The following is a 26,993-nucleotide window of genomic DNA, read 5'->3' as shown; positions in this document are numbered from 1 at the left end:
AATTTACGGGTTTATACGCAGTTCAAGTTCATCAAGCCGAACTGCCCGGGCATATAAGCCCCCCTTGTCAATAAGCTCCTGATGAGTACCCGTTTCCGCAACCCTGCCACCCGTCAAATACACTACCCTGTCTGAAGCCATAATTGTCGACATACGGTGGGTAATAATAAAGACTGTCCGTCCCGTGCTGGCTTGCCGAATGGCTGACATAACCTGTTTTTCGGTATGAGCATCAAGGGCTGCAGTCGGTTCATCAAAAAGCAATATGGCAGGTTCCATAATAATCGCTCTGGCAATAGCAATCCGCTGTCGCTGACCACCAGACAGATTTCCGCCCAATTCTCCTACTATCGTATCATAGCCTAATGGCAAGGCCATAATAAAATCGTAAGCATTGGATAATCTAACTGCTTGCTCAATCTGGCTTATAGTTGCATTCGGCCTGCCATAACGGAGGTTTTCCAGAATAGTGGTGTTAAATAGAACCGGTTCCTGCTGAATAAAGCCAATCTGCCGCCGCAGATCACCAATTTTAAGTTTTTTAATATTTATTCCGTCTAAATAAACAGCCCCTTTGTCTGGATCGTAAAAACGTAAGAGTAAATTAGCAAATGACGATTTACCTGCCCCGCTGGGGCCAACAATAGCAATAACCTCTCCTGGCTTTGCATGAATATTAATATCTTCCAGTACCGGCTTGCCAGCCTGGTAAGCAAATGACACATCCTTAAACTCGACTAATCCCTCCGCCGTAGGAATTTGTAAATAACCATCAACCACCGACGAAGTATGTTCGTTAAGCAAGCTGTTAATACGCCCCCAGGCTACTGCACCAAGCTTCAGATAAGTCAAAGCCTGACTGATTTTGCGTACAGGCATAGGTATATTGATAATATACACCAGAAAAGCAAACATCCCGCCAATACTCAGATCACCCTGAATAACCTCCCGACCACCATACCAGACAATAATAGTTAAACCGATAGCGGCAAGAAATTCTACCAATGACACCAAAATTGCACTTAATCGCTGAGCTTTTAGCAATTCGTTTGCTGCTTGCTGAATCTTTTCACTGAATTTTTTGTATTCATAACCTTCCCGGACATAACTTTGCACGACTATGATCGATATGAGCGATTGTTGAATAATGGCTGTGACTTTCGCCAGCGTATGTTCAACAAGCACTCCTAACCGGCCAACTTTATTATTAAAAAAACTGATGGCAATGATGATAAATGGCAAAGTTGCAAAAGTCACGATCGCCAGCTCCCAATCAAAATAAATCATAATTGCCATGATAGCCAGTAGATTGAGTGACTCAACAATAGCATCAGGAATACCTACCGTAACGGCCTGTTGAATAAACAATAGATCATTGGTAAATAGAGAAATAAGCTCACCTGACGGAGTTTTCATGAAATAGGCATAATCTAGTGACTGCAACTTACTGAACATATCCTGCCGCAGTTTAGCCAGCATCTTATTGCCGGCTTTTGCCATACTGCATCCATAAAAATAAGAAAATAATCCACGAATGAAGTATAGAATTATGATACCCGCAGTAATCAGATGCAAAAACGCAATATTGCCACTGGTCAGCGCATCGTCAATCAGCAGCTTAACTACCAGCGGCGCCGCCAAGCCCGCTAAACTTGCAACAATAAAACACAGTACCGCTGTTAAAGCTAATAACCAATAGGGTACTATGAACTTTCGCCAATAAAAACTAAACATAATAATATCTCCACTATAATAATGCTTGACTTTACACTTATATTGTCTCAGTTCCTATCGTTAAATACAAGTACCCAGGGGCAATAAAAAAGGAAGGCTGTCATGCCTTCCTTTCTTACTTTACATCACCCGGCGAGCACCGATGTAGCACGAACCCCAGTAACCACTATCTAGACTGTCAATTCTTACACCACTACTAGACGTAGCACTGATAAATCTACTATCACCAATATAGATGCCGACATGAGATGCTCCTGAAGTGTAAGTGCTAAAAAACACCAAGTCCCCAGGCTGAAGACGACCATAAGATACATGCCGCCCAACTTCAAATTGTTCATCAGCCATTCGTGGCAAATAGACGCCGCTCTGAGCAAAAACATAGCGAGTGAAGCCAGAGCAGTCAAAACCATCAGGACTTGTCCCACCAAATACATACGGTACACCTCTGTAACGCATGGAAGTCTGAATGATACGCCTTACCGAAGCAGTAGAGGAATCACGACTGGCTGGAATATCGCGTCCCATCAGAGCACGATAGGTTTGCGCTCCAATCACACCATCTGATTCAAGACCACGCTCTTTTTGGAAAGATTTAACGGCATTAAGCGTTAAGTTTCCAAAATCGCCGTCTGCTGCACCGGCATTAAACCCCAGATTATTAAGCTGAGCTTGAATAGCGGCAACATCATCTCCCTGGTCGCCAACCTCATATGTACCCGCAGCGTGAGCAAAAGCAGCTGTCCCTAAAAAGAGGCATAAAGCGACAATAAACCTGAAAAACTTTTGCAAATAGGTTTCTCCTCTCACTTGCCTCCGAGGTTAGCTGACGGGTTAGGGTTGCAGGCACCCTACTTGAAAAGCTGACGCTTATCAAGTTTCACCCCCTTAATTGGTTCCCCCGTACCAGAGCTGGATTCGGCTTTCTATAATGCTCTAAAACTATTATTCGGCTTAGATTTAGAAATTCCTTCCCAAAAATCGTGTTTTTTTTTACATTTATTAGGTCAAGTTCCTTTTTCGCCAAATGTCGCCTGTTTATCTTTTGCCACTTGCGTGCCGAGCTCAGCCCGCAACCAGTAAAGAGGACGCTGCTTTACTTCTTCAAATATCCGGCCAACATACTCTCCAATAATACCAATTCCCGCCAATTGCAAGCCGCCTAAAAGCAAAATACTGGCGGTAATTGTCGCCCAGCCAGGAACTGCTTCGGCGGTAAAAATTTTAATATAGAGAACATGCAGGGTTAGGCCAATGCTTACAGATCCCAACAGAATCCCGATGTAAAATGCAAAACGAAGTGGTGTTTTAGAATAAGCAGTAATCCCATCAAGGGCAAAATGCAGCATTTTTTTTAAAGAGAACTTAGATTGACCGGCAAACCGTTTGGGAGCAATAAATTCGATGTTCGTTTGACGGTAGCCAATTGCACTAATCATACCACGAATAAATCTGGCGCGTTCCCGAAAACGTCGAAAACTGTCTACAACCTGCTTGTCTAATAATCTAAAATCAGAACCACCCTCGGCAACCTGGACATTCGATAAGGCATTCATCAACTTATAAAACATACCTGAGGTGAAATTTTTAAACCAGGATACTCCTTCGGTATTTTTCCTGACTGTTTGGACAACCTGAAAGCCTTCCTCCCATTTACTAATTAACAACGGTACCATTTCCGGCGGATGTTGCATATCACCATCCATAGTAATTATCGCATCTCCCTGGGCATGGTCCAGGCCACAGGTTAAGGCCACCTGATGACCAAAGTTACGCGCCATAATAAGCGCCCGTACCCGCTTATCACCAGTAGCTAACCGCTCCAAAATAAGCGGCGTGGCATCACTTGAGCCATCATCGACAAAAATAATTTCAAAACAATAGGCCAGTTGTTCCATATGTTTAACAACTTCACTATAGAAATTATCAATATTTTCCTGTTCGTTATATACGGGCACAACAATAGATATCAGTTTATTGATTATATCCATCAACTATGCAAGCCTCCTTGTTACCACTATATTATTGCACTGCTGGCGAATGATTGCAAATACACACGAGAAAAAGTAAGCATAAAACCTGCTTTGCAAATTACAAAGCAGGTTTTATGCTAAAACGATAAGTCTATCGTTATCGCTAACTGTCTTGACGTAAACTGGCAGCGCCATGTAGGTAGACATTCTTAATGTCTTGCTGCCTCAAATCAGTATTCCACAAAATCAATACGCGAACACAAAGTGCCGGCGCATCAGGGCACTCGATTTCTTGCGTCCCGAATAGTGGTACTTGCGTCCAACCAAACTTTCTTGCCCCGGCTGCCGGAAAGGCAGCGTTTAAGTCAGGAGTCGAGCTAAAGATTACGGCCCCAATATCTTCGGTATTCAGCAAGTTTTCCCGTGAGATTGCCGCAAGCAGTTCGGCTACACATTCAAATATTTCTTCACGATTATTAGTTGTAACAGTTGTTGCACCACGAATACCGCGTAATATAATCACCACTCCTCAAGAAAGAATTAAGTAAAATCCCTTATATAATATACGCATAAATTAGCATTTTTCCTGCAAGCTTTGTACATTGTTTTGTAATTAATCCTGTTTTAGCGGTTTATTGCATCGGCAAGAACCACAGACATGGCACCGCCACCAACCGCATTCGGGGCAAACAGTATCTGACTGATTAAGTTCTATGTATTGTCCCTGCTCATACTCCTGCCAGCAAAAAGTGGCTCCTGATACCTTTTTTAACTTCACTGCCCGGGTATCTACCCAAAGCTTCTGGTCAAAAACTATTATTAATAACTCATGACAGCTATTTTCCTGGTTATACCGGTAATCCTCGGCGGGAAATACCTCTGGTTCTTCGCTCAGGGTAAGAATAACATACAGAACACGGTAGTTCAAAGCCCCACCTCCCGCATTTGTAAATTACTATGTGTGCGGAAGACAGTTTATACCCCAGGAATTCAAAACAGTAATCGTTCGTAGTACAGCCTGATCAATAGCCGGTTGCACAACCTGACTCAGTTCAAGACCAATATCAATCACGGCAGGCTGAACGCCCAAAACGACTATCTCTTTTACCGGCTCTCCTAAGAGTTCAAGTGCTGTCAGCACATCCTGAACCCCTAACTCGTGCATAGATACCTTTTGTTTAAAATAGACCTTAACTTCTTCATTGGCAAATTGATAAAACTCGCCAGGCATGCCGCCACCGTTTACCGCATCAATAATCAGCAGGTAATCGACACCGGCAATAAAGCGTAGCAGCTCCATCCCGAGAGTGCCGCCATCAAGAATTTGCACATGTTCCGGGAATGTATAGCGCCGGGTGATTTCTTCAACCACCCGGACACCAAACCCCTCATCTTGCATTAAGATATTGCCAACACCGAGAACAACGATTTTTTCCATAGGTAAAACTCCTACTTTGCCTTGCATTTCCTGGTATCTATCAGATCTCCTGCATCGTCAGGCTCTTCTTCCATATATTTAAGACCCGAAAACATAGCAGATACCTCGCCGCCTTTTTCCGTAAAATCTGCCCTGATGGCCATATAAACATGGACAATGACAAACAGGATGATAAACCAGGCGACAAAATGATGAATCATATGTACCACATATTCATTGACCAGCCAGTTATTAAAAGGGCCAAAGATCTTTGCCAAAAAACGGTTAGGTTCAACCATGTAATACATGGCAAATCCGGTTATGATTTCAATTAAAAACATGAAGTACACCGCCAAATAACCTGACCTGGCTAATGAATTTCTTAAATAGGGCCGGTGTTTGCTGCGCAAAAACATATAGTGCAGCTTAGTATCTATCATCCCGGTCCAATACAGTTTCGTCCAGGGCTTAGGAAGCAGCCTGTCGCCCGGATTAATAATAAAACCATAAATACGCGGGATAAAGGAGATAACAAGGATATACGCAGCGAGAAAATGGATATATCGTATCATCTCCATTGCCATACCATTAGTAACGGCAAAAGTGGGTTCCATCCCCTGTGTCCCCAGGAAAAAGGGGTTACCGATGTACAGTCCGGTAACAAACAGGATAAATACACATATTACCATGACCCAGTGGAAAATTCGCGTCCATGGGCTAAACAAGTAATAGGGTTTCATAGCTCCTTGGCGCATGACCGGTATCCTCCTTTTTCTATAAATACGGGTCTGTGCGAACGACAGTAATTTCCTTACCCTCTTTATCAAACAGATGGGTCGCGCAGGCTAAGCATGGATCAAATGAATGCAGCACCCGTAGTATTTCAAGTGGTTTTTCAGCAATCTTTACTTTGGTTTCAATCATGCTGGCTTCATACGCACCATATCCGGCCTTGCCGTCCCGGGGACAAGCATTCCAGGTAGAAGGAACAATAGCCTGATAGTTGTCAATTTTTCCATTCTTAATTGTTACCCAATGACTAAGACCGCCGCGCGGTGCTTCATGTAGCCCCACACCTTTCGCTTCCTTGGGCCAGGTTGCCGGGTCCCATTTAGCCGAATTAGCCACTGTAGTATCACCGGCTTTAATATTATTTACCAGTTTATCAAAGAAATATTTATTTATATAGGCACTCAGTTGGGCATCCAGTCCGCGGACGGCTGTCCGTCCTACCGTCGTAAGCATCCAGGTTTCCGGTGGTACATTAAGAAGCTTGGACACAGCATCAACTTGCTCGACCATAAGCTTTTCCGCCCAAGTTGGCTGCTGAATAATACCTTGTTTAACCTTAGTATATATAACAATATACTTAGCCAGCGGACCAACCTCCGCCATTTTACCATTCCATTTAGGAGTCTTTATCCAGGAATACTTGCCAGTTTCATCAAGATATTTCCAGTTGGTCTTAGTTCCTTCCTTAGGACCGGTAAATTGTGGGTTGGTAACACCGCTCCAAGGATGAAGATCCTTACCGGCTTCGGGATAATTGTACCAGGAATGTTCAACCCCTTCAGCCAATACATTCGGATCAGTTAAATCTTTGCCCTCCAGCGGATAGAACGAAGCTTTTGCCACACCCTGATTAAAGTTTTCGACAACACCGCTCGAATTGACTAATAAATTTTTAAAATACTCGCCGTTAGCAACACCACTATAGCCTTCTTCCGGATAGTCCCCAAAAGATAATACCCTCTGCCCGGCCAAGCCGCCACCATCTACATAACCTGCCTTAACAAATAAATCGCCAATTACCAGTAAATCAGGAATATAAAAATTATTTACCAGATCTATACCCAGATTAACTGAGGTGTCCACAAGTGCTAGGCGCTCAGTATTGACTGGTGCATTCATATCATTCAGGGAGATAGAGCAAGGCATCCCTCCGACAATATAGTGGGGATGGGGGTTTTTGCCGCCAAAAACGAGATGCGAGTAAACTAACTCCCGCTGACGGTCAAGCATGTTTAAATAATGAGACACTGCCATAAGATGTGCTTCTGGCGGCAATACGTTGTAATCAGGATGATCCCAGTAATGGCCCGCAAAAATGCCAAGTTGTCCACTCTCGACAATGGCCTTGATCTTATTTTGAATTTCTCTAAAATAAGCGGTAGTCGCTTTGGGGAAATCCTTAGGATAGGCATTGGTAGCAAAACTAACAGGGCCTTCAACCTTAAGACTGTATTTTTCCAGCACGGTATTTTGGAGAGCTGCCGCAGCCGCTGGATCGGCCTTGAGCGCCGCAACCGGGCTTACCCAGTCTAACGCATGCAGGTGATAAAAATGGACAATATGGTCATGAATCATTTGGGAAGCAGCAATTATATTACGAATATAGTTGGCGTTTTTGGGGATTTCTATGCCCAATGCATCTTCAACCGCCCGCAAACAACCTAAAGCATGTACGGTTGTGCATACGCCGCAAATCCGTTGGGCAAACAGCCAGGCATCCCTTGGATCGCGGCCCTTCAAGACCAATTCAATCCCCCGCCACGCAGTACCGCTGGATAGCGCATCCTCGACTTTGCCGGTAGCTTCATCTACTTTGATTTCTACCCGCAGATGACCTTCAATACGGTTTATTGGGTCAACAACGATATGTTTCATCTAAGCCGTTCCTCCTCATCCGCTATTCATTATCCTGGCCGCGCTCCGGCTTATGTTCGTCAGTGTTTTCTACTTCTTTCTCAGCTTTAGATTCGTGCATTTTGTGTTGGACATAGGATGCTATGCCATGAGTCACTACTCCGGCGGTAGTCACGCCAGCCAAAACAGCCCCGACTTTGTCGGCATTGACAATAGTATTAGGCATTGGAATATTGGGCAGCCGTTCGTAGAAAGGATCATTATCCCAGAAGTTATTGGCAGCGCAAGCTACACAAGGGGCACCTGATTGGATAGGATAGCTCATGCCGTTCCACCACCGCATATTACCACAGGAATTATAGGCTTCTGGCCCCCGGCAGCCTACCTTATACAAACACCAACCAGCTTTACTTGCCATATCATCAAACTTCTCCACAAACATACCGGAATCAAAGAAAGGACGCCGGTAACAGGTATCATGAATCCGGTTGCCAAAAAATTGTTTGGGCCGTCCCTGACTATCAACAGGCGGTAATTGACCAAATAAAACATAGTGCATAATTGTGCCTGTCAGCACTTCAGGAATTGGTGGACAGCCAGGCACTTTAATAATGGGCTTGCCGCTAATCACTTCACTAACAGACACCGATTTAGTGGGATTGGGCCTAGCGGCCTGAATACCACCCCAGGCAGCACAGGAGCCATTTTCAATAATAGCGGCAGCACCTTTAGCTACATGTTTCAGTGTCTCAATAATGGGCTTACCGCCCACCATGCAATATATACCACTTTCTGCTTCCGGAACAGCCCCTTCAAATATCAGTAGATACTGACCGGAATATTTTTGCATAGTTTCTTCTAAATGCTGCTCTAACTGCTCACCGGCAGTAGCTGCCAGTACGTCCATATATTCAAGAGCAATCATATTAAGTACCAGGTCTGAGGCCAACGGTGACTGGGACCGGATAAAAGTTTCATCACAACCTGTACATTCATGCCCATGAAGCCAAATCACCGGCGGTAATGGTTTTTTCTCAGCAGCCTCTATGACTTGCGGTAGTAGTTCAGTGGATAAACCCATCATGCTAGTCAAGGCCACACATGTTTTAAGAAAGTCACGCCTGCTGATATTCTTCTTCTGAAATAATTTCCAAAGAGTATCCCGCTTTTCCATAGTCGCCCCCCTTTAAAAAATAATACTACTTACTAATCCTTATTCTGCTATTCTACTTTTTTCCTCAGTTTCCTCTTAATTTATCAGAATAATTACAGTTTTATTACTTTTCTCTAATTCCCCGACTACACCAGGGTTCTTCCGCAAGGTAATCCCCATCTGAATAGAAGTAGGCTCTGGCACGGCAGCCGCCGCATAAGTTACCAAACCCACAGGAACCACAGCCGCCTTTAAGCGGCCCGTTGCGAAGCTCGTTAAATACCTGACTGGTTTGCCAAATAGTGTCAAAGGCTGTCTCACGTACATTTCCGACTTTCAGTGGCAGATATGGGCAAGGCTGAACATCCCCATTAGGTAATATTACGCAATAGGCTGTTCCTGCCAGACAGCCGCGGGTATACCTCATCGGTACGCCTCTTTCTTTGGCAATCCGCATGAACTGGGGAGCACAGGTAGGTTTTATCTCAATAGCAGTAGTAGCCTGTTTATCCAGAATACGGTTCAATACGGCTTCATACTGATTGGTCTTAAGTGTCGTTTCTTCAATGTCTTTTCCCCGTCCGGCAGGCACCAGAAAAAAAACATGGTGGGCTACAGCGCCCAGTTCAACTGCCAAATCAGTAATATCAGTCACTTCCTGTTCATTCCAAGTAGTGACTGTAGTATGAATTTGAAACGGCAAGCCAGCTTCCCGGCATGCTTTGATGCCAGCCATAGTTTGCTGCCATGCGCCTTTCACGCCTCTAAAGGTATCATGGCGCTCAGCATCACAACTATCCACACTAATACCGGCGCACATCAAGCCGGCCGCTTTAAGTTTGGCAGGTACATCGCCAGTAAATAAAATGCCATTCGTACCAAGAACAGGACGCAGGCCGACGGAAACAGCATAAGTGATGAGTTCATAGATATCAGAACGAAGCATCGGCTCACCGCCGCTTAATATCATAATCTTGAAACCGGCTTTAGCGATCTCACTAAGCAATTTTTTGCCTTCGACGGTACTTAACTCATCAGTACGTTTGGCACCGGCATCGCGATAACAATGTACACAGTTAATATTGCACTGCTGGGTAGTATTCCATGAGATTATCATTCCATTACTCCTTGTAATCAGTAATCTTACGTATTATGCCAAGCAATAAATTCGACACTTTTCAACATCTTCCCTGCTGACCTTTGAAACTTTCCTGGCATTAAGCAGCAGATCGATTTACAGTGTTTACTGGCATAATTTCGATAAAACGCTTATCAACAGTAGCATTAATGACTTTCGTCTTCGTTACAGCCTCTATCAAGCAATCCCGAAGTGGAAGCTGGGTGTCAATCAGATGTTTTCCCTGGCTAAACGTGGTAAAGCCATCACCGCCTTGCGCCAGAAAATCATTTGTTGCAACCTTATATATCTTAGTAAGACTGAGTTTACTGCCATCGGTTAAGGTTACTTTGGTTATTCTCTTACCGGCAGGTAATAACTTATCATAGTCCACCTTAAGACCGGAAAATTGCACCATACCGATTTGTTGATTATCGATACCATGTTCAAGAACCTCCAAAATCTGTTTACCGCTTAGCTCTACCGTAACCAACGTATTATCAAATGGTACTACTTGATACAGCGTGCCTAACGTGATAACGCCAGCCGGGATACTGGCCCTCAGACCCCCGCCATTCTCAAAAGCAATATCTGCTTTAACTTTCTGGCGCATGCTATCTGTTACCCACTGCCCTAAAACAGAATGAGAGTATTTTTCATGCTTCAACTCATAAACAGTATGGCCCAGCACCTTGTTTTTCATCGGCGCTACCTCTTCCTGTACCTTATCCACAATTGCTTTTACCGCTGGGTCAGCAACTAAATTGGCAGCTGCTACTTCAGTGACATTGCTCTCAGCAGCTACTACTTTCCTGTCCATTTTAGAAAAGGTTAAGCTAAGATTGCCTACGGCCCGTCCATTATAAGCCGCCTGAACGATTGGTACTGAATTCACCGCACCGGACACTTTCTGATGAGTATGGCCCGAGATAATGGCATCAATAGCAGTGACTGCACGCGCCAAATCGGCTGCTTCTCCTTTAATTTGCCCGGTTAACGGATCAACTTCACTGCCCAAATGCGACAATACAATAATTATATCGACTCCTTGTTGTTTTAACTCAGGAATATGCTGGGTTACTGTTTGGGCCGGATCAGCAAAAATATAGTTTTTACTGTACTTAGGGCTGGTCTTATATGCTGTTTCTGGGGTTGCCAGACCGATTATGGCAATTTTCAACCCGTTTTTCTCAACTATTATATACGGTTTGACAAAACTCATAACCTGACCAGTTGCTTTATCAATAATATTGGCTGCCAGGTAGGGAAAACTTGATTGTGCGATCCGTTCCCTTAACACCTGGGTGCCCCAGTCAAATTCATGGTTGCCAATAGCCATCGCCGAAAATCCAATCTCATTCATTGCTTGAACTACCGGTTTGCCATAGAGCATATTGGATTCAGGCGTTCCCTGAAACATATCACCCGCACTGACAATAATAGTTCCTGTGGGATTCTTAGCCACCTCCGCCTTCAAAAAAGCAGCAAGTTTTGCCATACCTGGATTCTTGCCGCTCTCGGACAATGCACCATGGAAATCATTTACTGTAAGAATATTGATAACTACGTTTTCGCTTGGTTCTCCTGCTGCCAAAACTGATGGCAAAAAACATAGTAGACTAATACATATGATAGCAATAAATACCGTTAACTTTCTAGCAAACATCTTATTTCCCGCCCCTTTCTTTATTATAGTTCTAATTATGACAAAGCTTCCATATAAATACAAGTTACTATGCAAAATAAAACTCCCGGATACTTACCGGGAGTTTATATTTTATAGTGCCTTTTCTAAGATATCGGTAATGTCCTTTTGTGGACGATAACCGGTAATCCGGCCAACTTCACTGCCAGCCTTGAAAACTATTAATGTAGGAATACTCATAACATTGTACTGGCTAGCCAGGTCCTGCTGTTCATCAACATTAACCTTTGCTACCACTGCCCGGCCATCGAAGTTTTTGGCTATCGCCTCCACTTCCGGTGCTACCATCTTGCAGGGACCACACCAGGGTGCCCAAAAATCAACCAGAGCAGGTTTGTCGGACTTAAGTACTGCCTCATTGAACTCTGTTACGTTTGTGATGGAAAGCATACTTATCACCCCTTATATTAATTAACTTTATTATCCCTATTTGACAACAATATTAACCAGCTTCTGCGGCACTGATATTACTTTGATTACTGTTTTTCCCGCAATAAGTTCCTGAACTTTTTGCTGCTTAAGAGCTATCTTTTCAAGTTCCTGGGAAGTTCGGCCCACGGGAACAATAACCTTATCCCGAACTTTACCATTAATCTGAAGAACGATCTCAACTTCCTCCACTTCCAGGGCAGAGGCATCAAAAACCGGCCATGTCTGTTTATGAACACTACCTTCAGCAATGGTCTCTTGCCATAGTTCTTCCGCAATATGCGGTGCAAATGGTGCCAGCATCTTCAGCAGACCAGCTACCACTTCCCGGGCCAAAGCTGCACTTGGTATTATATTCTGCTCTTTAAGCGCATACATAGCATTAACTAATTCCATAATGGCACTGATGGCTGTATTGAAATTGAAACGTTGTCCAATGTCTTCAGTAACCCGTTTGATCGTTATATGCAGAATACGGCGCAGTTCCTTTTCGGGTTTGGTTAGTTCGCTGGGTTCATCGCTTGCTGCTTCTGTTTTAATTAGTGGCACATAATGATCAATAATCCGCCACAGCCGGCCTAAGAAACGGTAGGCACCTTCTACGCCCTGATCGCTCCATTCCAGATCACGCTCTGGCGGTGCAGCAAATAAGATAAATAACCGGGCCGTGTCAGCACCATATTTACCAATAATTTCTTCAGGTGAAACTACATTACCTTTAGATTTGGACATTTTCGATCCATCTTTGATGACCATCCCCTGAGTCAACAGGTTTTTAAATGGCTCATTGACATTAACCAAACCAGCATCTTTTAACACCTTGGTAAAGAATCTCGAATACAAAAGATGTAAAATAGCATGCTCAATACCGCCGATATATTGGTCAACAGGCATCCAATAGTTGGCTTTGTCAGGATCGAACGGCTCATCTGCACTATGCGGACTGGTATAACGGAAATAGTACCAGGACGAACAAATAAAGGTATCCATAGTGTCGGTTTCTCGCCGCGCTTTGCCGCCACACTTAGGACATGTGCAATTGATAAAATCCTCTGCTTTTGCCAGTGGCGATACTGAACCGCTGGCAAAGTCGATATTTTCAGGCAAAAGAACCGGAAGCTGCTCTTTCGGCACAGGTACTGTGCCACAATCCGGACAATAAATAATAGGAATCGGTGCCCCCCAATAACGTTGACGAGAAATAAGCCAGTCACGCAAGCGGTAATTAATACGGCGTTTGCCAATTCCTTGGTTCTCAAACCACTGGGCAATCTTCACCTTACCTGTTTCATTGTCCAGACCGCTAAACTCCCCGGAATTAACCATCGTCCCCTGACCATCATAAGCTTCGGTCATATCATCAATCGTAAGCTCTTTATCAACAGGCCGAATTACCACTTTTTTAGGTAATCCATACTTACCGGCAAAGTCCCAGTCACGTTGATCATGAGCCGGCACACCCATAACTGCACCTGTACCATATTCTACCAATACATAATTAGCAATCCAAATAGGCACTTGTTCGCCAGTAAACGGATGAATGGCATAAGCACCGGTAAAGATACCTTCTTTTTCTGTTTCATTGGAGGTGCGGGCAATATCACTTTGATTACGAACGCGTGCTATAAACTCTCTTACCGCAGCCTCTTCTGGTTTGCCTGCAATGAGCTTGTCCACCAGTGTATGTTCTGGTGCTAAAACAATATAACTAACACCAAACACAGTGTCGTGCCGGGTAGTATATACGGAAATCTTATCATCAATCTCAGGTACAGCAAAGCTGAACTGTGCACCTTCACTACGGCCAATCCAGTTTTCTTGCATGGTTTTGACCCGGTCAGGCCAACCTTTTAACTCATTCAAATCAGCTAAAAGCCGATCCGCATAATCTGTTATTTTTAGAAACCATTGTTCAAGGTCTTTTTTTACAACAACCGAGTCACAGCGCCAACAGCGGCCATCAACTACCTGCTCGTTAGCCAGTACGGTATTACAGTCATTACACCAGTTTACAGCAGCTTTCTTTTTGTACGCCAAACCGCGTTCAAAAAATAGTAAAAACAGCCATTGCGTCCAGTGATAATACTTAGGATGACAGGTAGCAACCTCACGGTCCCATTCATAAGATAAGCCCAGTTCTTGCTGTTGCCGACGCATATTAGCAATATTATCCCATGTCCAGGACGAAGGATGAATGCCATTCTTGATGGCAGCGTTTTCGGCAGGCATGCCAAAAGCATCCCAGCCCATGGGATGCAGCACATTATAACCTTGCATTACTTTAAATCTGGCAATAACATCGCCGATAGAATAATTACGTACATGGCCCATGTGTAAATTTCCCGACGGATAAGGAAACATTTCCAGGACATAATATTCTGGTCGCTGGCGGTTAATAGTTGTGCTGAAAGCATCGTTTTCGCCCCAGAGTTTTTGCCATTTAGTCTCAATCTCATTCGGCGTGTATTTTTCATTCATCGAGTAATCCCCCTCGGACAAATAGTAAAGGAAACACGGCTTACGCCAAACCATTGACGAGCACGAAAGCCAATATTGCGTTTATACCCGTAGGGTATAAAAAAGTCCCGTGGCTAACGCCAGGGACGAGATTCTCGCGGTACCACCCTGTTTGATGACAAATGTCATCCACTCTTTGCCTATAACGCAGGCTTACGGCGACTGCTAATCCTTCACAGCCACTCCTCCGCAGCGAGTTCAGCTATCACCCAGATTGGCTCGCAACATCCGCCAACTTTCTGAACTGTGCTATAAGCATACTATTCTGCCTCTTCAGATTTGTATGTTCCATTATATAGCAACATATTGTAAAAGTCAACTTAGCCTGCGTCTTAAAAACTGTTCTATCTCAAATAAATAGTCATACAATAGTTCATAAGGAGGTGCGTCATGTATAAGCTTATTATCGGCAATGTAAGAGTAACTGTAGATGATGACAGTATTAAGCGGGAGCAGGCCGCCGCTTATGCCAAGCAGGCTATTTCCACCGCTGGCCAGCAAGGTAAATTGCTTTCTCATGTCGGCCTTAGCGCCGGCCCGGATGGCATAGAGGTTGCTACTACAGAGAAGGCCGGTTGCCGTATGATCAGAAAATCCATCAAACAAAGCATGCTTGATGGTATCTTGGATGCTGCTCAGGAAAAAATGTACCCCAGCGGAACTTTTTCACAAAAGGATTCATGGTTCGACAGTCAGACAGGGCAAGAATGGCGTGGTACAGAAGTAGAAGATGCCCGAACAGAAGTATTGGCCAAGTTAGAGGAGTGGATTAAATCAGCCAGTTCTACTAATTAAATGAATGCGAGGTCAGCCAATAAAACAAATACCACCCAGAACCCGTAACGCGGAATCTGGGTGGTATTTGTTTATCAGGACAAGGGGACACCTCTCTTTCACATTAGACGCAATTTTTACCGTATCTTCAAAGAGCTCTTTAAATGCCTCGTGAAATATCTTTTGCCGTGCTTCTGAGAATGCTTGTTTGCTGATAGAATCCATTTCCCCGAGCATTTCCATAAACAAATCAATTTCTATCTGAATTGACTTTCTCACAAAATTCAGGATAAAAGTAAATAAACCTACAAATCCGATTTTCCCCTTTTGACTAAAATTCTTAGAACTCGTCTTGCTGTACACATAAAAGCATAACTCTAAAATCCATATTATTACATGTTAGCTCGATGACATTGCTTTACTATCTACATAATGAAATGGGCCAGGGCGAACCCTGACCCATTTCTGTTTGAATTAGCAGTACTACAAACTCTGCTTACCATTTGCAAAATACATTTCCACAGAATCATACTTTTTCTTTTCTACGAATACTGGAACATCACCAACTGCGGCAAGAATTGCCTTTTGCCCCTCAGTTGCGAAACTATCAGTGTACAAAACATTTGTATTGTTCGGCCAGTAAACCATTGTCCCAAAGTCGGCTGCGTCCATGCCGGCATAATTAGAAACTTCACTGGCAATTGCTGCTCTGACATCAGCAATAGTATCATATTTAATACCTAAGCTATTTAGGGTTTCGACTAATATTTGCAGCGTAGCTTTACCCGTTTTAGGTTGAATTGCCGCACGCACTGCCTGGATGCGACGGTCGCTCCGGGTATAAGTGCCATTTACTTCAGCACTGCTTACCAGTGGAACTACCATATCAGCGGCAGTTGCTGTCTTGGTCATGAACATGTCATAAACAACCAGGAAGGACAGTTTTTGCAATAAGGCAAATTCTTGCGGATATGCGGCCGGATCCTCGCCAATAACCACCAATGCCTTAATTTTACCGCTTTCAATACCCTGAGCTACAGCGCTGACTGGCATCACAAAGCCCATGTCAACTGCACCCTGAGTATTGTTTTTGGTTCTTACAAGTATAATTCCACGATATGCAGCACCAATTTTACCAGTTAACACTGCCGCATAAGCCATTAGTTTTACCGCTTCTGCACTGACAGTGTCCTCATCAATTACAATGAGTGGTTTTGCTGCTTTCGCATATTTTTGGGCCAAAGCCTGTATTTCTTCACTGACCTTAACATCAGCCAGCGATGCTTTTAATTCGGCAAAACCTTCGGTTTTTTCAGCTACTTTGTTCTCATCCACACCCAAGTTCAGCAGCGCCTTAAGGAATACCTTCATATCTGCAGTATTTGCCAGTGATTGAGGCCAAGCTACGCTACAAACACCTGACAGTCTGATTTTGAAATCCAGTACTGGATGGTTTTCTTTAACATTGCCTAAAGTTAACACAAAGTCGCTATTATCAAGTTCGGCATAACTATTTGTGGAGGCATCATATCCTAGTACAGAACCCAGACCACTGCCACCATCGACACTGTATGAAGTCTTAATGGTTGTATTTACGGCATCAGCAAGCTTTCCAGCCAAGAACAATTCTTCATTGGTTAGCCGCGGAGATACGACTACACCAACACTGTCTTTACCATAAGCAGCGACAACGGCCTGCAGACGTTTAACCACTTCCAAATTGGCTTCGTTCCAGTCTACTTTGACATACTGTCCGTTACGTTTGATAACCGGTGCTGTCAGTCGGGCTTTATCATTAGCATAACCAAGACCGAATTTACCGCGCTGACACAACCAGCCATCGTCATTAACTCTGTCTGGAGTAACACGGAATACAACGTCACCTTTATACTCGATATTAACATTGCAGCCTACGCCGCAGTAGCCGCAAACCGAGGCCATGCTATCCATATTGGCCGGTATTTGCTTATAGCTGACTTGTTTTTCCATACAGGCACCAGTCGGGCAGACATCGACACACTGGCCACAAGATATACAAGCTGTCTCACTCAGCGGCAGTTTAAATTCCGGCATAATAACTGAATCAAAACCGCGGCCTACCAGGCCAATGGCAGTTGCACCAACAACCTCTTCACAAACACGGACACACAAACCGCATAATACGCATTTGTCCGGATTACGCTCGATGAATGGATGATTATCAAATTCAGTTGTTTTGTGGCATTCAACCTGGCTGTCTTTTTCCGTATTAACGCCATAATCCTGAATATATTTAATAAGCTGACATTCAAAGTAGTCACGGCAACCGCATTCCAAACAACGCTTGCTTTCGCGCAGAGCTTCTTCTTCAGTAAAGGTTTTTGCGACTTGCATGAAGCTCTGGTTTCTTACGTCAGCGTCTTCCACTGTCAGGCTAACCCTAGGCGCCTTGGCTCTGTCGGCCAAGTCAGCTGCAGTTATGTCCTTTTGAGTGAAATACTGACTATCGGCATGTGGTACCAAGCAGCCGTTAAGATAACTGTCAATTACTTGGGCAGCGTTTTTACCTTGGGCAATAGCATCAATAGCGATCTTCGGACCAGTGACAGCGTCGCCGCCGGCAAATACTTTGTCCTTATTAGTAGTAAATGCACCGCCGTTGACAATAATATTACCGGATTTATCGGTAGCTATATCTTTTATATTGCCGATCACTGTTTTTTGACCGATTGCGGCAATGATTCTATCGGCTTCATATACAACAGTTTCACCGGTAGGCTCAGGTTTTCTCCGACCGGAAGCATCCGGTTCACCTAACCGCATAATTTCACATTTTAAGGCTTTGGCCTGACCATTTTCACCCAATACTTCGACCGGCGCCACCAGCAACTGGAATTTAACGCCTTCTTCCTGGGCTTCATGAATTTCGATTTTTTCAGCCGGCATTTCATCAATGGTTCTGCGGTAGATAATGGTTACTTCTTCAGCACCCAGCCGCTTTGAAGTACGGGCCACGTCCATAGCGGTGTTACCGCCGCCCACTACCAATACTTTGCCGCCTAAGGTAATATTGTTATTCATGGTGACTTCCCGCAGAAAATCTATGCCGCCAAGAACGCCTTCCATGTCTTCACCTTTGCAACGCAGTCCCTGACTCTGCCAGGAGCCAATTCCCAGGAATACAGCATCATAGTTGTCATGCAGATAATCCAGACTGACATCATCGCCAATCTTGGTATTATAAATAATCTCTATGCCCATTTTCGTCATTAGCGCCACTTCAGCATCAAGCAAAGCTTTGTCTAACCGGTATTGCGGAATACCGTAACGCAGCATACCACCGGGATGAGGCATAGCTTCATAAATTACGACCTTATGGCCATCACGCGCAAGAAAATAAGCAGCAGTGAGTCCAGCAGGACCAGCACCCACAACGGCGACTTTTTTACCAGTCGCCGGCTTCATCGGCGGCTGATATTGGTTTCCATTGAGGTCGACCTCAGCAACAAAGCTCTTTAATTGAGCAATAGAAATTGGTTCTTCCACCAATTCGCGCCGGCATGCTGTTTCACAAGGATGTGGACAAATTTTCCCAATACTGGCCGGAATCGGCATTTTATCTTTAATGAGTTTTAACGCTTCTTCATACTGTCCATTAGCAATAAGGCCAACATAACCCTGGCAATCGGTTTGCGCCGGACATGCCAGCATACATGGCGGTCTGCAGTCACCACGATGGTCTGAGGCTAATAATTGCAAGGCAGTTTTCCGAGCTACAACTGTTCTGCTGGTATCTGTTCTAATAACCTGACCGTTTTGCACAGAAGTTGCACAAGAACGGACGAGTTTAGGGCTTCCTTCCACTTCTACCACACAAAGTCCACATGCGCCATATGGCTGGATTCTTTCATCATGACATAAATGCGGTATTTCTATTCCATGTTCAGCAGCGGCCTGTAGAATTGTTTGTCCTGCCGACACAACTATCTCACGGCCATTTATATTTATACTAATTTTGCTCATTATTCACCACTCCCTTCTACTCGACACAAACTGCGTCTAATCGACAAACGCTCGCACAGTTTCCACATTTGGTGCACAATGCCTGATCAATAACATGTGGTTTTTTCTTTTCGCCGGTAATAGCTTGTACAGGACATTTTTGAGCACATAAAGTACATCCCTTACAGTTATCTTGATTAATCGTATATGTTAATAATGGTTTGCAAGATTTAGCCGGACATTTCTTATCTCTGATATGGGCTTCATATTCATCCCGGAAATAACGGATAGTTGTTAATACCGGATTGGGCGCTGTTTGACCAAGACCACATAATGACCCGTCTTTTATGCTAATAGACAGTTCTTCTAATTCTTCAATATCACCTTCACGGCCTTCGCCTGCGGTGATTCTTTCCAGAATTTCAAGCATTCGCTTCGTGCCGATACGGCAGTAGATACATTTACCACAAGACTCTTTGACGGTAAAATCCAGGAAGAATCTTGCCATGTCAACCATACAGGTAGTTTCATCCATAACGATCATACCGCCGGAACCCATGATAGCGCCGGTTTTATTGATTGAATCGTAATCAACAGGAGTATCCAGTAATTGTTTGGGTATACAGCCGCCGGATGGTCCACCCATCTGTACTGCTTTAAATTCCCTGTCGTTGAGAATACCACCACCGATATCATAAATAACTTCCCGCAGTGACATCCCCATCGGTACTTCAACCAAACCGCCATTTTTGATTTTTCCGGCAAGTGCAAATACTTTAGTGCCTTTGCTTTTCTCGGTGCCATAGGCTGCATAGGCACTGCCGCCATTATACATGATCCAAGGAACATTAGCAAAGGTTTCAACGTTATTAATATTGGTAGGTTTTCCCCAAAAACCAGACTGGGCCGGGAACGGCGGTTTAAGACGCGGCATGCCCCGTTCGCCTTCCAGCGACGCAATCAATGCTGTTTCTTCGCCGCAGACAAAAGCTCCGGCTCCTTTTTTAATTTTCATATCAAAGGAGAAGTTGGTCCCCATAATGTTTTTGCCCAACAAGTTGCGCTGTTTGGCATCAGCAATCGCAATTTCCAATCTTTTTATTGCCAGAGGATATTCGGCCCGGCAATAGATGTGGCCTTCATTGGCACCAATTGCATAACCGCAAATAGCCATGCCTTCTAAAAGAGCATGCGGGTCACCTTCAAGTACGCTGCGGTCCATGAAAGCTCCTGGATCTCCCTCGTCAGCGTTACATACTACATATTTGATTTCGCCTTTTGATTGTCTGGCTGCATTCCATTTGAACCAGGTCGGGAAACCTGCGCCGCCACGGCCACGCAAACCTGCTACCTTGATTTCTTCAATAACTTCTTCTGGAGTCATCTCTTTAAGAGCTTTCGACAACGCTTTGTAGCCATCATTTGCCTTATATTCATCCACATTTTCCGGATCTATTACTCCACAATTTCTTAACGCAATCCGCACTTGTTTGGCTAATATGGCATATGGTTTTTCTGTTGTGGATACAATATATTGAGTAAGAGGTTGTCCACCAATGATATGACTGTTGAATATTTCTGTAGCCATATCGGCAGTTACGTTAGCATAACTATATACCTTGTCACCATCAAATACATCGACAATAGGTTCATAAAAGCACATGCCAATACAGCCTGTTGGCAACAGTTCAATTTCTTTACCATGATTTTTAATTTCTTGGGCCAGTCTGTCCATTACTTTACGACCGCCGGCAGCAATGCCGCAACTGCCAAGACCTACTCTAACCTTCACTTACAACACCGCCTTTCTCGGCTTCTGCTATATCCTGTAAAATCTTTCTTACGCTGGTTGGCGTAAGTTTGCCATAAGCTTCACCATTGATCATAATTACCGGTGCCAAGCTGCAGCACCCTAAACAAGCAACATCCTCCAGGGTAAATAGTCCATCAGCAGTTGTTTGGCCGGGAGTAATCCCGAGTTCGTCGCAAATAGCACTGCCTATCGCCTTGGAACCAAGTACATGGCAGGCTGTACCCTGACACTGCAGGATAACATATTTGCCGACAGGATTTAACCTGAATTGCGAATAAAAGGTCGCTATCCCATAAATCTTGGCCCGTTTATTATCAGTATTATCTGCTATTGCCTGCAATGCGGCTAATGGCAAATATCCGTAGATTTCCTGAGTTTTTTGCAGTATCCCGATAATACTGCCGGCTTTACCCGCATATTCTTTGAATACGGGTTCGAGCAATGTCAAATCTATTTTATCGGCGGGAAATTTTGTTTCGAGCTCTTTTTCGCACGAATTACACATAATTCTACCTCCTCGTAATTCCCAGTATCTTACGCCTCATATTTAGTTGTATATACAATATAACATAAATAGTTAGTGAGGTCAGCTGGTTTCAGCTGACCCCACTACTAGGAAACGGCTTCGTCTGAAAACCTAAAGTATATATTTCCAACTACAAAGTAACATTCCCTAACTTTATACTTTTGGCCTTGGTAAGAATCCAGCCCCTTTAACAATGTCCGGTAAGGCTGCTTCCCAACCAACAGGCATGATTACCTTATTGTATCTTTTTTGGCAACCTTTGACCGGAACGTTAAATTAAAACCACCGGTTTAATCAAATCTTTCGGTTTATCTTTCATGAGTAAGAGTGCTTCTTCAATATGGTCAAACCCTTTAAACACATGCGTAACTAATTTGCTTAAGTCAACACGATTGTATCTTACAAGATCAATCAACATTTCCATTCTTACACGTCCACCCGGGCAAAGTCCTCCCATTATCTTTTTGTGCGCCATTCCACATCCCCATGCTAAACGAGGTATCGGAAGATAATCTCCTTGCCCATGGTAATTAATATTAGAAACAACTCCACCAGGCTTAACCATAGTTACGGCTTGTGCCATAGTCTCAGTAGTGCCGCCGGCCAAAATAACACAATCAACACCTTTACCTTTGGTTATTTCTGTAATCTGATCAACGATATCTCCATTTCTATAGTTGACAATATCTGTTGCACCATAGAATTTTGCTACTTCAACACAAGCAGGCCTGCTGCCAATACCAAAAATTCTGCCGGCACCACGTAGTTTAGCTCCCGCTATTGCCATTAAGCCAACCGCGCCAATACCGATGACAGCTACACTAGATCCCAATTGAATGTCTGCCATTTCTGCGCCATGAAACCCTGTAGTCATCATATCGGTTATCATCACGGCACTTTCTAAAGATATATCATCAGGCAAAAAGGCCAAGTTCATATCTGCATCATTCACATGAAAATATTCGCCAAATGTACCATCCTTAAAATTAGAAAATTTCCAACCGGCCAGCGCTTCATGGTCATGTTGGTGAAATCCTCTTTGAGCCCCTATAGAACGCCAATCAGGGGTTATTGCGGGAACTACCACTTTGTCGCCAGGTTTAAAGTCTTTTACTTCACTGCCAACTTCGACAACTACACCTACAGCTTCATGCCCTAAAATTAGGTTATGTCGATCGCCAAGTGCTCCTTCAAACACCGTATGAATATCAGACGTACACGGAGAAACGGCTGTCGGACGAATAATAGCATCATATGGACCAGCTGAAGGCCTTTCCTTTTCAATCCACCCTAATTCATTGATACGTAACATCGCAAAACCTTTCATTATTCATATCCTCCCTTTAATATAAATTGGATCAGTTGTATTGTAACCTAAACATACAGCCGCCCCCAGGCTCTAATAACGCAAGTTTTATGCCAAGTTATATAATTTAAGCTTTTTTTATCACTATTAATCCAAAACCGCCGTCCAGCCTTCTAACACTTGCAAAACTAAATCATTTTATGTAGTAACAAATACTTCTTCATTAGCACACAAAAAATATAACGGTGAAAATATTCACCGTCCTCAGTAAATTTCAATATTTTTTAGAGTCACCATTGATGCATTATTTCACCGAATTGGGTGAAACAATTTACCTTGTCCACATCAATTATATTAGTTTCTTTGCCAATGCAATAAATCAATACCGTATTTAGCCGCTTTTTTAACAATCGTTGAATGATCAACCATAATTTTTTCAGCTACTTTCCGTGTAGATCCATATGTTTCAATTGCCTTCTGAAAAAATTGCAGTTCAAATTGTTCTTTTGCCTCTTTATAGGTCATAACCGGGTCATACATGTGATTTGTCCGAGTAATAGTCGTCAAAAATTTTTCCATTGTTTCCGGTAAACATTCCACTGTAATCAGATTGGATTCCGTAGTTACAATTAATCGTTCCATTAGATTCTCCAATTCACGGACATTGCCTGTCCATGAATATTCAGTAAAAATTCGATAAACTTCCGGTACCAGCGTTTTATGTGTATGATATTTTTCGTTGTACTTCTTCAGAAAGTATTGCGTTAAAGGAATAATATCACTCGATCGTTCCCGCAGTGCAGGAATATAAATTGTTAATACTTGCAGTCGGTAGAATAAGTCTGAGCGAAATTCTTTGTTCCGCACCATAGTTTCCAAGTCTCGGTTTGTTGCAGCAATAATCCTGGTATTAACTTTAATCAGCCGATTTCCGCCGATTCTATAAAAATCCTGATTCTGGACAAAACGAAGTAATTTTACCTGCAACGACAGAGGAAGGTCCCCTATTTCATCAAGCAGCACAGTGCCATTATCCACCAGTTCAAAAATGCCAGGTTTGCCACCTCGCTTCGCACCGCTAAAAGCACCTTCTTCATAACCAAATAACTCCGACTCCAGTAATGATTCCGGAATGGCCCCACAATTGATTTTTAAAAAAGAAGCATTTTTGCGATCACCCAACTCATGTATTAGATCAGAAACCACCTCTTTGCCTACTCCCGATTCACCGGTAATGAGAACAGGCGCATCAACTTTGGCATATTTTTCAATGAGTTTCACCAGATTCTTCATCTGCGGACTTACAAATGACAGGTTTTCGCACAACCCCTGTTTTTTTGTGAGAGTATCGACTATCTCACGATATCTGTTCAACTTTTCTTGGGATTCCCTTAATTTTTGTTTTTCATGCTCAATATCCCGTATTGTCCCAGCTAAACGCACTGGGACACCCTGTTCATCCCGTAAAGTAGTGCCTGTAGCATGAAACCAGCGATACTCGCCGTTTTTAAGGCAAAGGCGATAATCAATTGAATAAGGTGTATTGCCGGAATAGTCATTCAAATGATCAAAAAAAGCTTTCAATGTCTGCTCTTTGTCCTCCGCATGTAATCTGTCGATCCAACTACCTAATATATTGGGAAACTCATATTCATCATTATAGCCTAAATTATTTCGGAATTGCGGCGACCACCAAATTTCATTGTTGGGATTCATGACATTACCTGCAAAAATTTTCATATCCCAGGGGCCTTCTGTCAAAGCTTGTCCTATCAGTTCATACCGTATTAGCAAAGACTTCATTTCTTGTTTTTCCATTTTCTTTTTGTGAATATCAAATAAACCGCCAATAAATCGCACAGGCCTTCCTTTTTCGTCCTTGGTAGTCGTACCGGTAATCCTAAACCAGCGGTACATGCCGTTCTTCAACCTTATCCTGCATTCTATATCGACGCTGCTAGTCCCACCTAAGGACTCCGCTATATTCGTAGTAATAGCTTGCAACACCTTATCGTTATCGTCTGGATGAATTCTTGATGTCCAGCTCACAAAAACATTGGGAAATTCTGTTTCGTTGCTAAAACCAAGCATTGTGCGAAAACCACCAGTCCAAGCAACCGTATTGTTAGGATTTACCGGATCCCCCTCTATGACATCCATCTTCCATAACCCAGCATTCACAACTTTGGTTAAAAACTCAAAACTTACGTCCATGTCTTGTATAGATTTTTTTAAGACATCGTTCTCACAACTTAGTTGTTTGTTATTCTCTATTATTAGTTTCATCGTACTATCGAGTAAATCAGACTGTAAGATCAGACCGAGAAACCCTTTAAACTGGTCTATTAAAACCGGTAAAAATATTACCGTTCCATATTTACTATGAACAATCGTATTATCAATATCACTAAGCTCTATGTTGAAAAGTTCCTTGATGTTGGTGCCGGATTTAAAAGATTCGTGAGACAATAATGGATCTGCAAAAAGAATATTTTGATTTTCTGAGCATACAAAAAACATGTATCGTGCATTATTTTGCATTATAAATCCCCCCTTCGACCTAAATCATAAGTGAATGATAAATTTATTGCCAAAAAGCTCGTGCTTTTCGACTTAAAAGGTATTCCTTCGACAATATTCCCCTCTAGACCATGTACGACTAGATTCATTTTAGCCAACGAATGGTGGTTTCTTTCTTTTCCTGATCGCTTACAGCCTTACGACCTGACTCTTCCAGGAAGTGAAGACGATACTAATACACGAAAGGAGTTTCATATTTAAAGCCAGCAGATTCGTTTGTCCCGCATGCTACCAATAACAGTAACAATCTGCCCTATTTGTCGAGATCTGTCTCCCAGTTTTTTCCACTTCAGAAGATTCACTGACTGTACGCCGAATCTCCACCATTTGTTCTGTTGCTTCGTGCATAGCAGTACGTCCTGACTCAACCGCATAGGATGTTTCGATTGACATCGCCGCATCTTGTGATTTCATGACAATGTATCCACTCGTCAATACAAAAAACATCACTATAATAAAACATACACCTAAAATTTTTCTGCCAACTGCCAATCTCATAAAACTTTTTCCTCCCTATTTTTGATCCATGATTGCAGGTATCCGATGAACTTTTATATAAGGCTTCACCGTCTAGAACAGGTTAGTAAGCCTAGCTCTCTCTATCTGCTGCTCCTCAAAAAAACCATGAAGATACAGAGCCTTTTCCAGGTTCTTTACCTTCATGGTTTTTTTGCACTATGCTAACAAGGTGGTGTTTTTGATTACAGCCTTCGTAGCCGCATTATCCAATAATACTACCGTTTAGAATTTAACAATAGTAAACTTCTTTATTGTAGTAAGTTCTACACCGTACAATTCAGCTAATTTATTGTTAGTAACGATAGCTTCCGCCTGACCGAATTTCAACAATTTCACAATTATTATGTCATACTTTATAAAAATTTGTCAATATAGTAGAAGCTCTCTAAGTTCAAGAGTTTGCTACTGTGAACTTAAACCCAATTGTTAGACATATCTACTATTAGGGGTGCAGTTCAATCCGGTTTAAACAACTGACCGCTTCTTTTTTATTTCTGGTCGAAATAATATCTCGTACCTATTCTCTTAAAAATTTGTTCGATACTTTCTTTTCCTTCTTTAGCTTTGGTTTGCAGGACTACCTAGTTATATCAAGGCTTACCTGCCTAATTTAAACAAATACCACCCAGAACCCGTAATACAGAATCTGGGTGGTATTTGTTTATCAGCGCCTAGCAATATGGATATTCTTTTGTTTGGCCGGTATCGCAGCGCGCTATTACATAACCATATTTACGGGCATAATATTGTCGCTGGGCGGCTATATGTGATAATAGGTTCAAAAAAACATCAATCTCCCGCACAGT

At 43.1% G+C, this 26,993-nt stretch carries 20 protein-coding genes, 1 riboswitch and 1 other annotated feature; of the genes, 1 reads left to right on the top strand and 19 read right to left on the bottom strand.

Translation table 11 applies throughout. The features are described from left to right. Positions 1 to 3: 3 nt before the first annotated feature. From AC1ECB_RS04210 to leuS, 13 genes are all read right to left on the bottom strand, one after another. Positions 4 to 1,734 carry an ABC transporter ATP-binding protein gene (locus tag AC1ECB_RS04210; protein ID WP_485667599.1) on the bottom strand — a complete coding sequence of 577 codons (1,731 nt, stop codon included), beginning with the start codon at positions 1,732 to 1,734 and terminating at the stop codon, positions 4 to 6. Between the two features lie 120 nt (positions 1,735 to 1,854). Continuing rightward, positions 1,855 to 2,523 (bottom strand): C40 family peptidase, encoded by a 669-nt coding sequence (locus AC1ECB_RS04205; protein WP_485667598.1) that lies wholly within the window; start codon positions 2,521 to 2,523, stop codon positions 1,855 to 1,857. A gap of 4 nt (positions 2,524 to 2,527) precedes the next feature. Then, positions 2,528 to 2,665, bottom strand: a riboswitch (cyclic di-AMP (ydaO/yuaA leader). Positions 2,666 to 2,738: 73 nt separating this feature from the next. Then, positions 2,739 to 3,722 carry a glycosyltransferase family 2 protein gene (locus tag AC1ECB_RS04200; protein WP_485667597.1) on the bottom strand — a complete coding sequence of 328 codons (984 nt, stop codon included), beginning with the start codon at positions 3,720 to 3,722 and terminating at the stop codon, positions 2,739 to 2,741. Between the two features lie 145 nt (positions 3,723 to 3,867). Continuing rightward, entirely contained in the window at positions 3,868 to 4,227 is a 360-nt protein-coding gene (gene aroH, locus AC1ECB_RS04195; protein ID WP_485667596.1) for a chorismate mutase, read from the bottom strand. A gap of 90 nt (positions 4,228 to 4,317) precedes the next feature. Beyond that, positions 4,318 to 4,632, bottom strand: a complete 315-nt coding sequence (locus tag AC1ECB_RS04190; RefSeq protein WP_485667595.1) for a hypothetical protein — start codon at positions 4,630 to 4,632, stop codon at positions 4,318 to 4,320. 27 nt (positions 4,633 to 4,659) lie between these two features. Next, complete coding sequence (locus AC1ECB_RS04185) at positions 4,660 to 5,142, bottom strand: HyaD/HybD family hydrogenase maturation endopeptidase (RefSeq protein ID WP_485667594.1); 483 nt, start codon at positions 5,140 to 5,142, stop codon at positions 4,660 to 4,662. A gap of 11 nt (positions 5,143 to 5,153) precedes the next feature. Then, the gene (cybH, locus tag AC1ECB_RS04180; protein ID WP_021167303.1) at positions 5,154 to 5,876 is read right to left on the bottom strand and encodes a Ni/Fe-hydrogenase, b-type cytochrome subunit; all 723 of its coding nucleotides are present in this window, start codon (positions 5,874 to 5,876) and stop codon (positions 5,154 to 5,156) included. A gap of 19 nt (positions 5,877 to 5,895) precedes the next feature. Further along, positions 5,896 to 7,788, bottom strand: a complete 1,893-nt coding sequence (locus AC1ECB_RS04175; protein WP_485667593.1) for a nickel-dependent hydrogenase large subunit — start codon at positions 7,786 to 7,788, stop codon at positions 5,896 to 5,898. Between the two features lie 22 nt (positions 7,789 to 7,810). Continuing rightward, positions 7,811 to 8,941, bottom strand: coding sequence for a hydrogenase small subunit (locus AC1ECB_RS04170; RefSeq protein ID WP_485667592.1), 1,131 nt, complete (start codon positions 8,939 to 8,941; stop codon positions 7,811 to 7,813). Positions 8,942 to 9,044: 103 nt separating this feature from the next. Next, on the bottom strand, positions 9,045 to 10,037 hold the full coding sequence (nirJ2, locus tag AC1ECB_RS04165) for a putative heme d1 biosynthesis radical SAM protein NirJ2 (RefSeq protein WP_485667591.1): 993 nt from the start codon (positions 10,035 to 10,037) through the stop codon (positions 9,045 to 9,047). 100 nt (positions 10,038 to 10,137) lie between these two features. Then, complete coding sequence (locus AC1ECB_RS04160) at positions 10,138 to 11,703, bottom strand: bifunctional metallophosphatase/5'-nucleotidase (protein WP_485667590.1); 1,566 nt, start codon at positions 11,701 to 11,703, stop codon at positions 10,138 to 10,140. A 111-nt stretch (positions 11,704 to 11,814) separates the two neighbouring features. Continuing rightward, positions 11,815 to 12,132 carry a thioredoxin gene (trxA, locus tag AC1ECB_RS04155; RefSeq protein ID WP_485667589.1) on the bottom strand — a complete coding sequence of 106 codons (318 nt, stop codon included), beginning with the start codon at positions 12,130 to 12,132 and terminating at the stop codon, positions 11,815 to 11,817. 36 nt (positions 12,133 to 12,168) lie between these two features. After that, complete coding sequence (gene leuS / locus AC1ECB_RS04150; protein WP_485667588.1) at positions 12,169 to 14,649, bottom strand: leucine--tRNA ligase; 2,481 nt, start codon at positions 14,647 to 14,649, stop codon at positions 12,169 to 12,171. Positions 14,650 to 14,767: 118 nt separating this feature from the next. Then, positions 14,768 to 14,971, bottom strand: a binding site (T-box leader). Positions 14,972 to 15,078: 107 nt separating this feature from the next. Between leuS and AC1ECB_RS04145 the strand changes: the two genes are divergently transcribed. Beyond that, a complete protein-coding gene (locus AC1ECB_RS04145; RefSeq protein ID WP_485667587.1) occupies positions 15,079 to 15,483 on the top strand; it encodes a hypothetical protein in 405 nt (134 codons plus the stop codon). A 462-nt stretch (positions 15,484 to 15,945) separates the two neighbouring features. Here AC1ECB_RS04145 and AC1ECB_RS04140 read toward each other — a convergent pair whose 3' ends face one another. The 6 genes from AC1ECB_RS04140 to AC1ECB_RS04115 all read right to left on the bottom strand — a co-directional run bounded on the left by AC1ECB_RS04140 (position 15,946) and on the right by AC1ECB_RS04115 (position 26,166). After that, positions 15,946 to 19,464, bottom strand: coding sequence for an FAD-dependent oxidoreductase (locus AC1ECB_RS04140; RefSeq protein WP_485667586.1), 3,519 nt, complete (start codon positions 19,462 to 19,464; stop codon positions 15,946 to 15,948). 16 nt (positions 19,465 to 19,480) lie between these two features. Beyond that, the gene (locus AC1ECB_RS04135) at positions 19,481 to 21,235 is read right to left on the bottom strand and encodes an NADH-ubiquinone oxidoreductase-F iron-sulfur binding region domain-containing protein (protein WP_485667495.1); all 1,755 of its coding nucleotides are present in this window, start codon (positions 21,233 to 21,235) and stop codon (positions 19,481 to 19,483) included. Continuing rightward, a complete protein-coding gene (gene nuoE, locus AC1ECB_RS04130; protein ID WP_021167189.1) occupies positions 21,225 to 21,761 on the bottom strand; it encodes an NADH-quinone oxidoreductase subunit NuoE in 537 nt (178 codons plus the stop codon). The genes AC1ECB_RS04135 and nuoE overlap by 11 nt, the downstream gene beginning before the upstream one ends. A gap of 292 nt (positions 21,762 to 22,053) precedes the next feature. Then, positions 22,054 to 23,109, bottom strand: a complete 1,056-nt coding sequence (locus AC1ECB_RS04125) for an NAD(P)-dependent alcohol dehydrogenase (RefSeq protein WP_485667585.1) — start codon at positions 23,107 to 23,109, stop codon at positions 22,054 to 22,056. Positions 23,110 to 23,442: 333 nt separating this feature from the next. Further along, the gene (locus AC1ECB_RS04120; protein WP_485667584.1) at positions 23,443 to 25,629 is read right to left on the bottom strand and encodes a sigma 54-interacting transcriptional regulator; all 2,187 of its coding nucleotides are present in this window, start codon (positions 25,627 to 25,629) and stop codon (positions 23,443 to 23,445) included. 267 nt (positions 25,630 to 25,896) lie between these two features. Further along, the gene (locus tag AC1ECB_RS04115; protein WP_485667583.1) at positions 25,897 to 26,166 is read right to left on the bottom strand and encodes a hypothetical protein; all 270 of its coding nucleotides are present in this window, start codon (positions 26,164 to 26,166) and stop codon (positions 25,897 to 25,899) included. Between the last annotated feature and the right edge of the window lie 827 nt (positions 26,167 to 26,993).

It is taken from the genome of Sporomusa sp. 246TCP1, from assembly GCF_057319775.1.
This window is presented reverse-complemented; position numbering and strand designations above follow the sequence as displayed.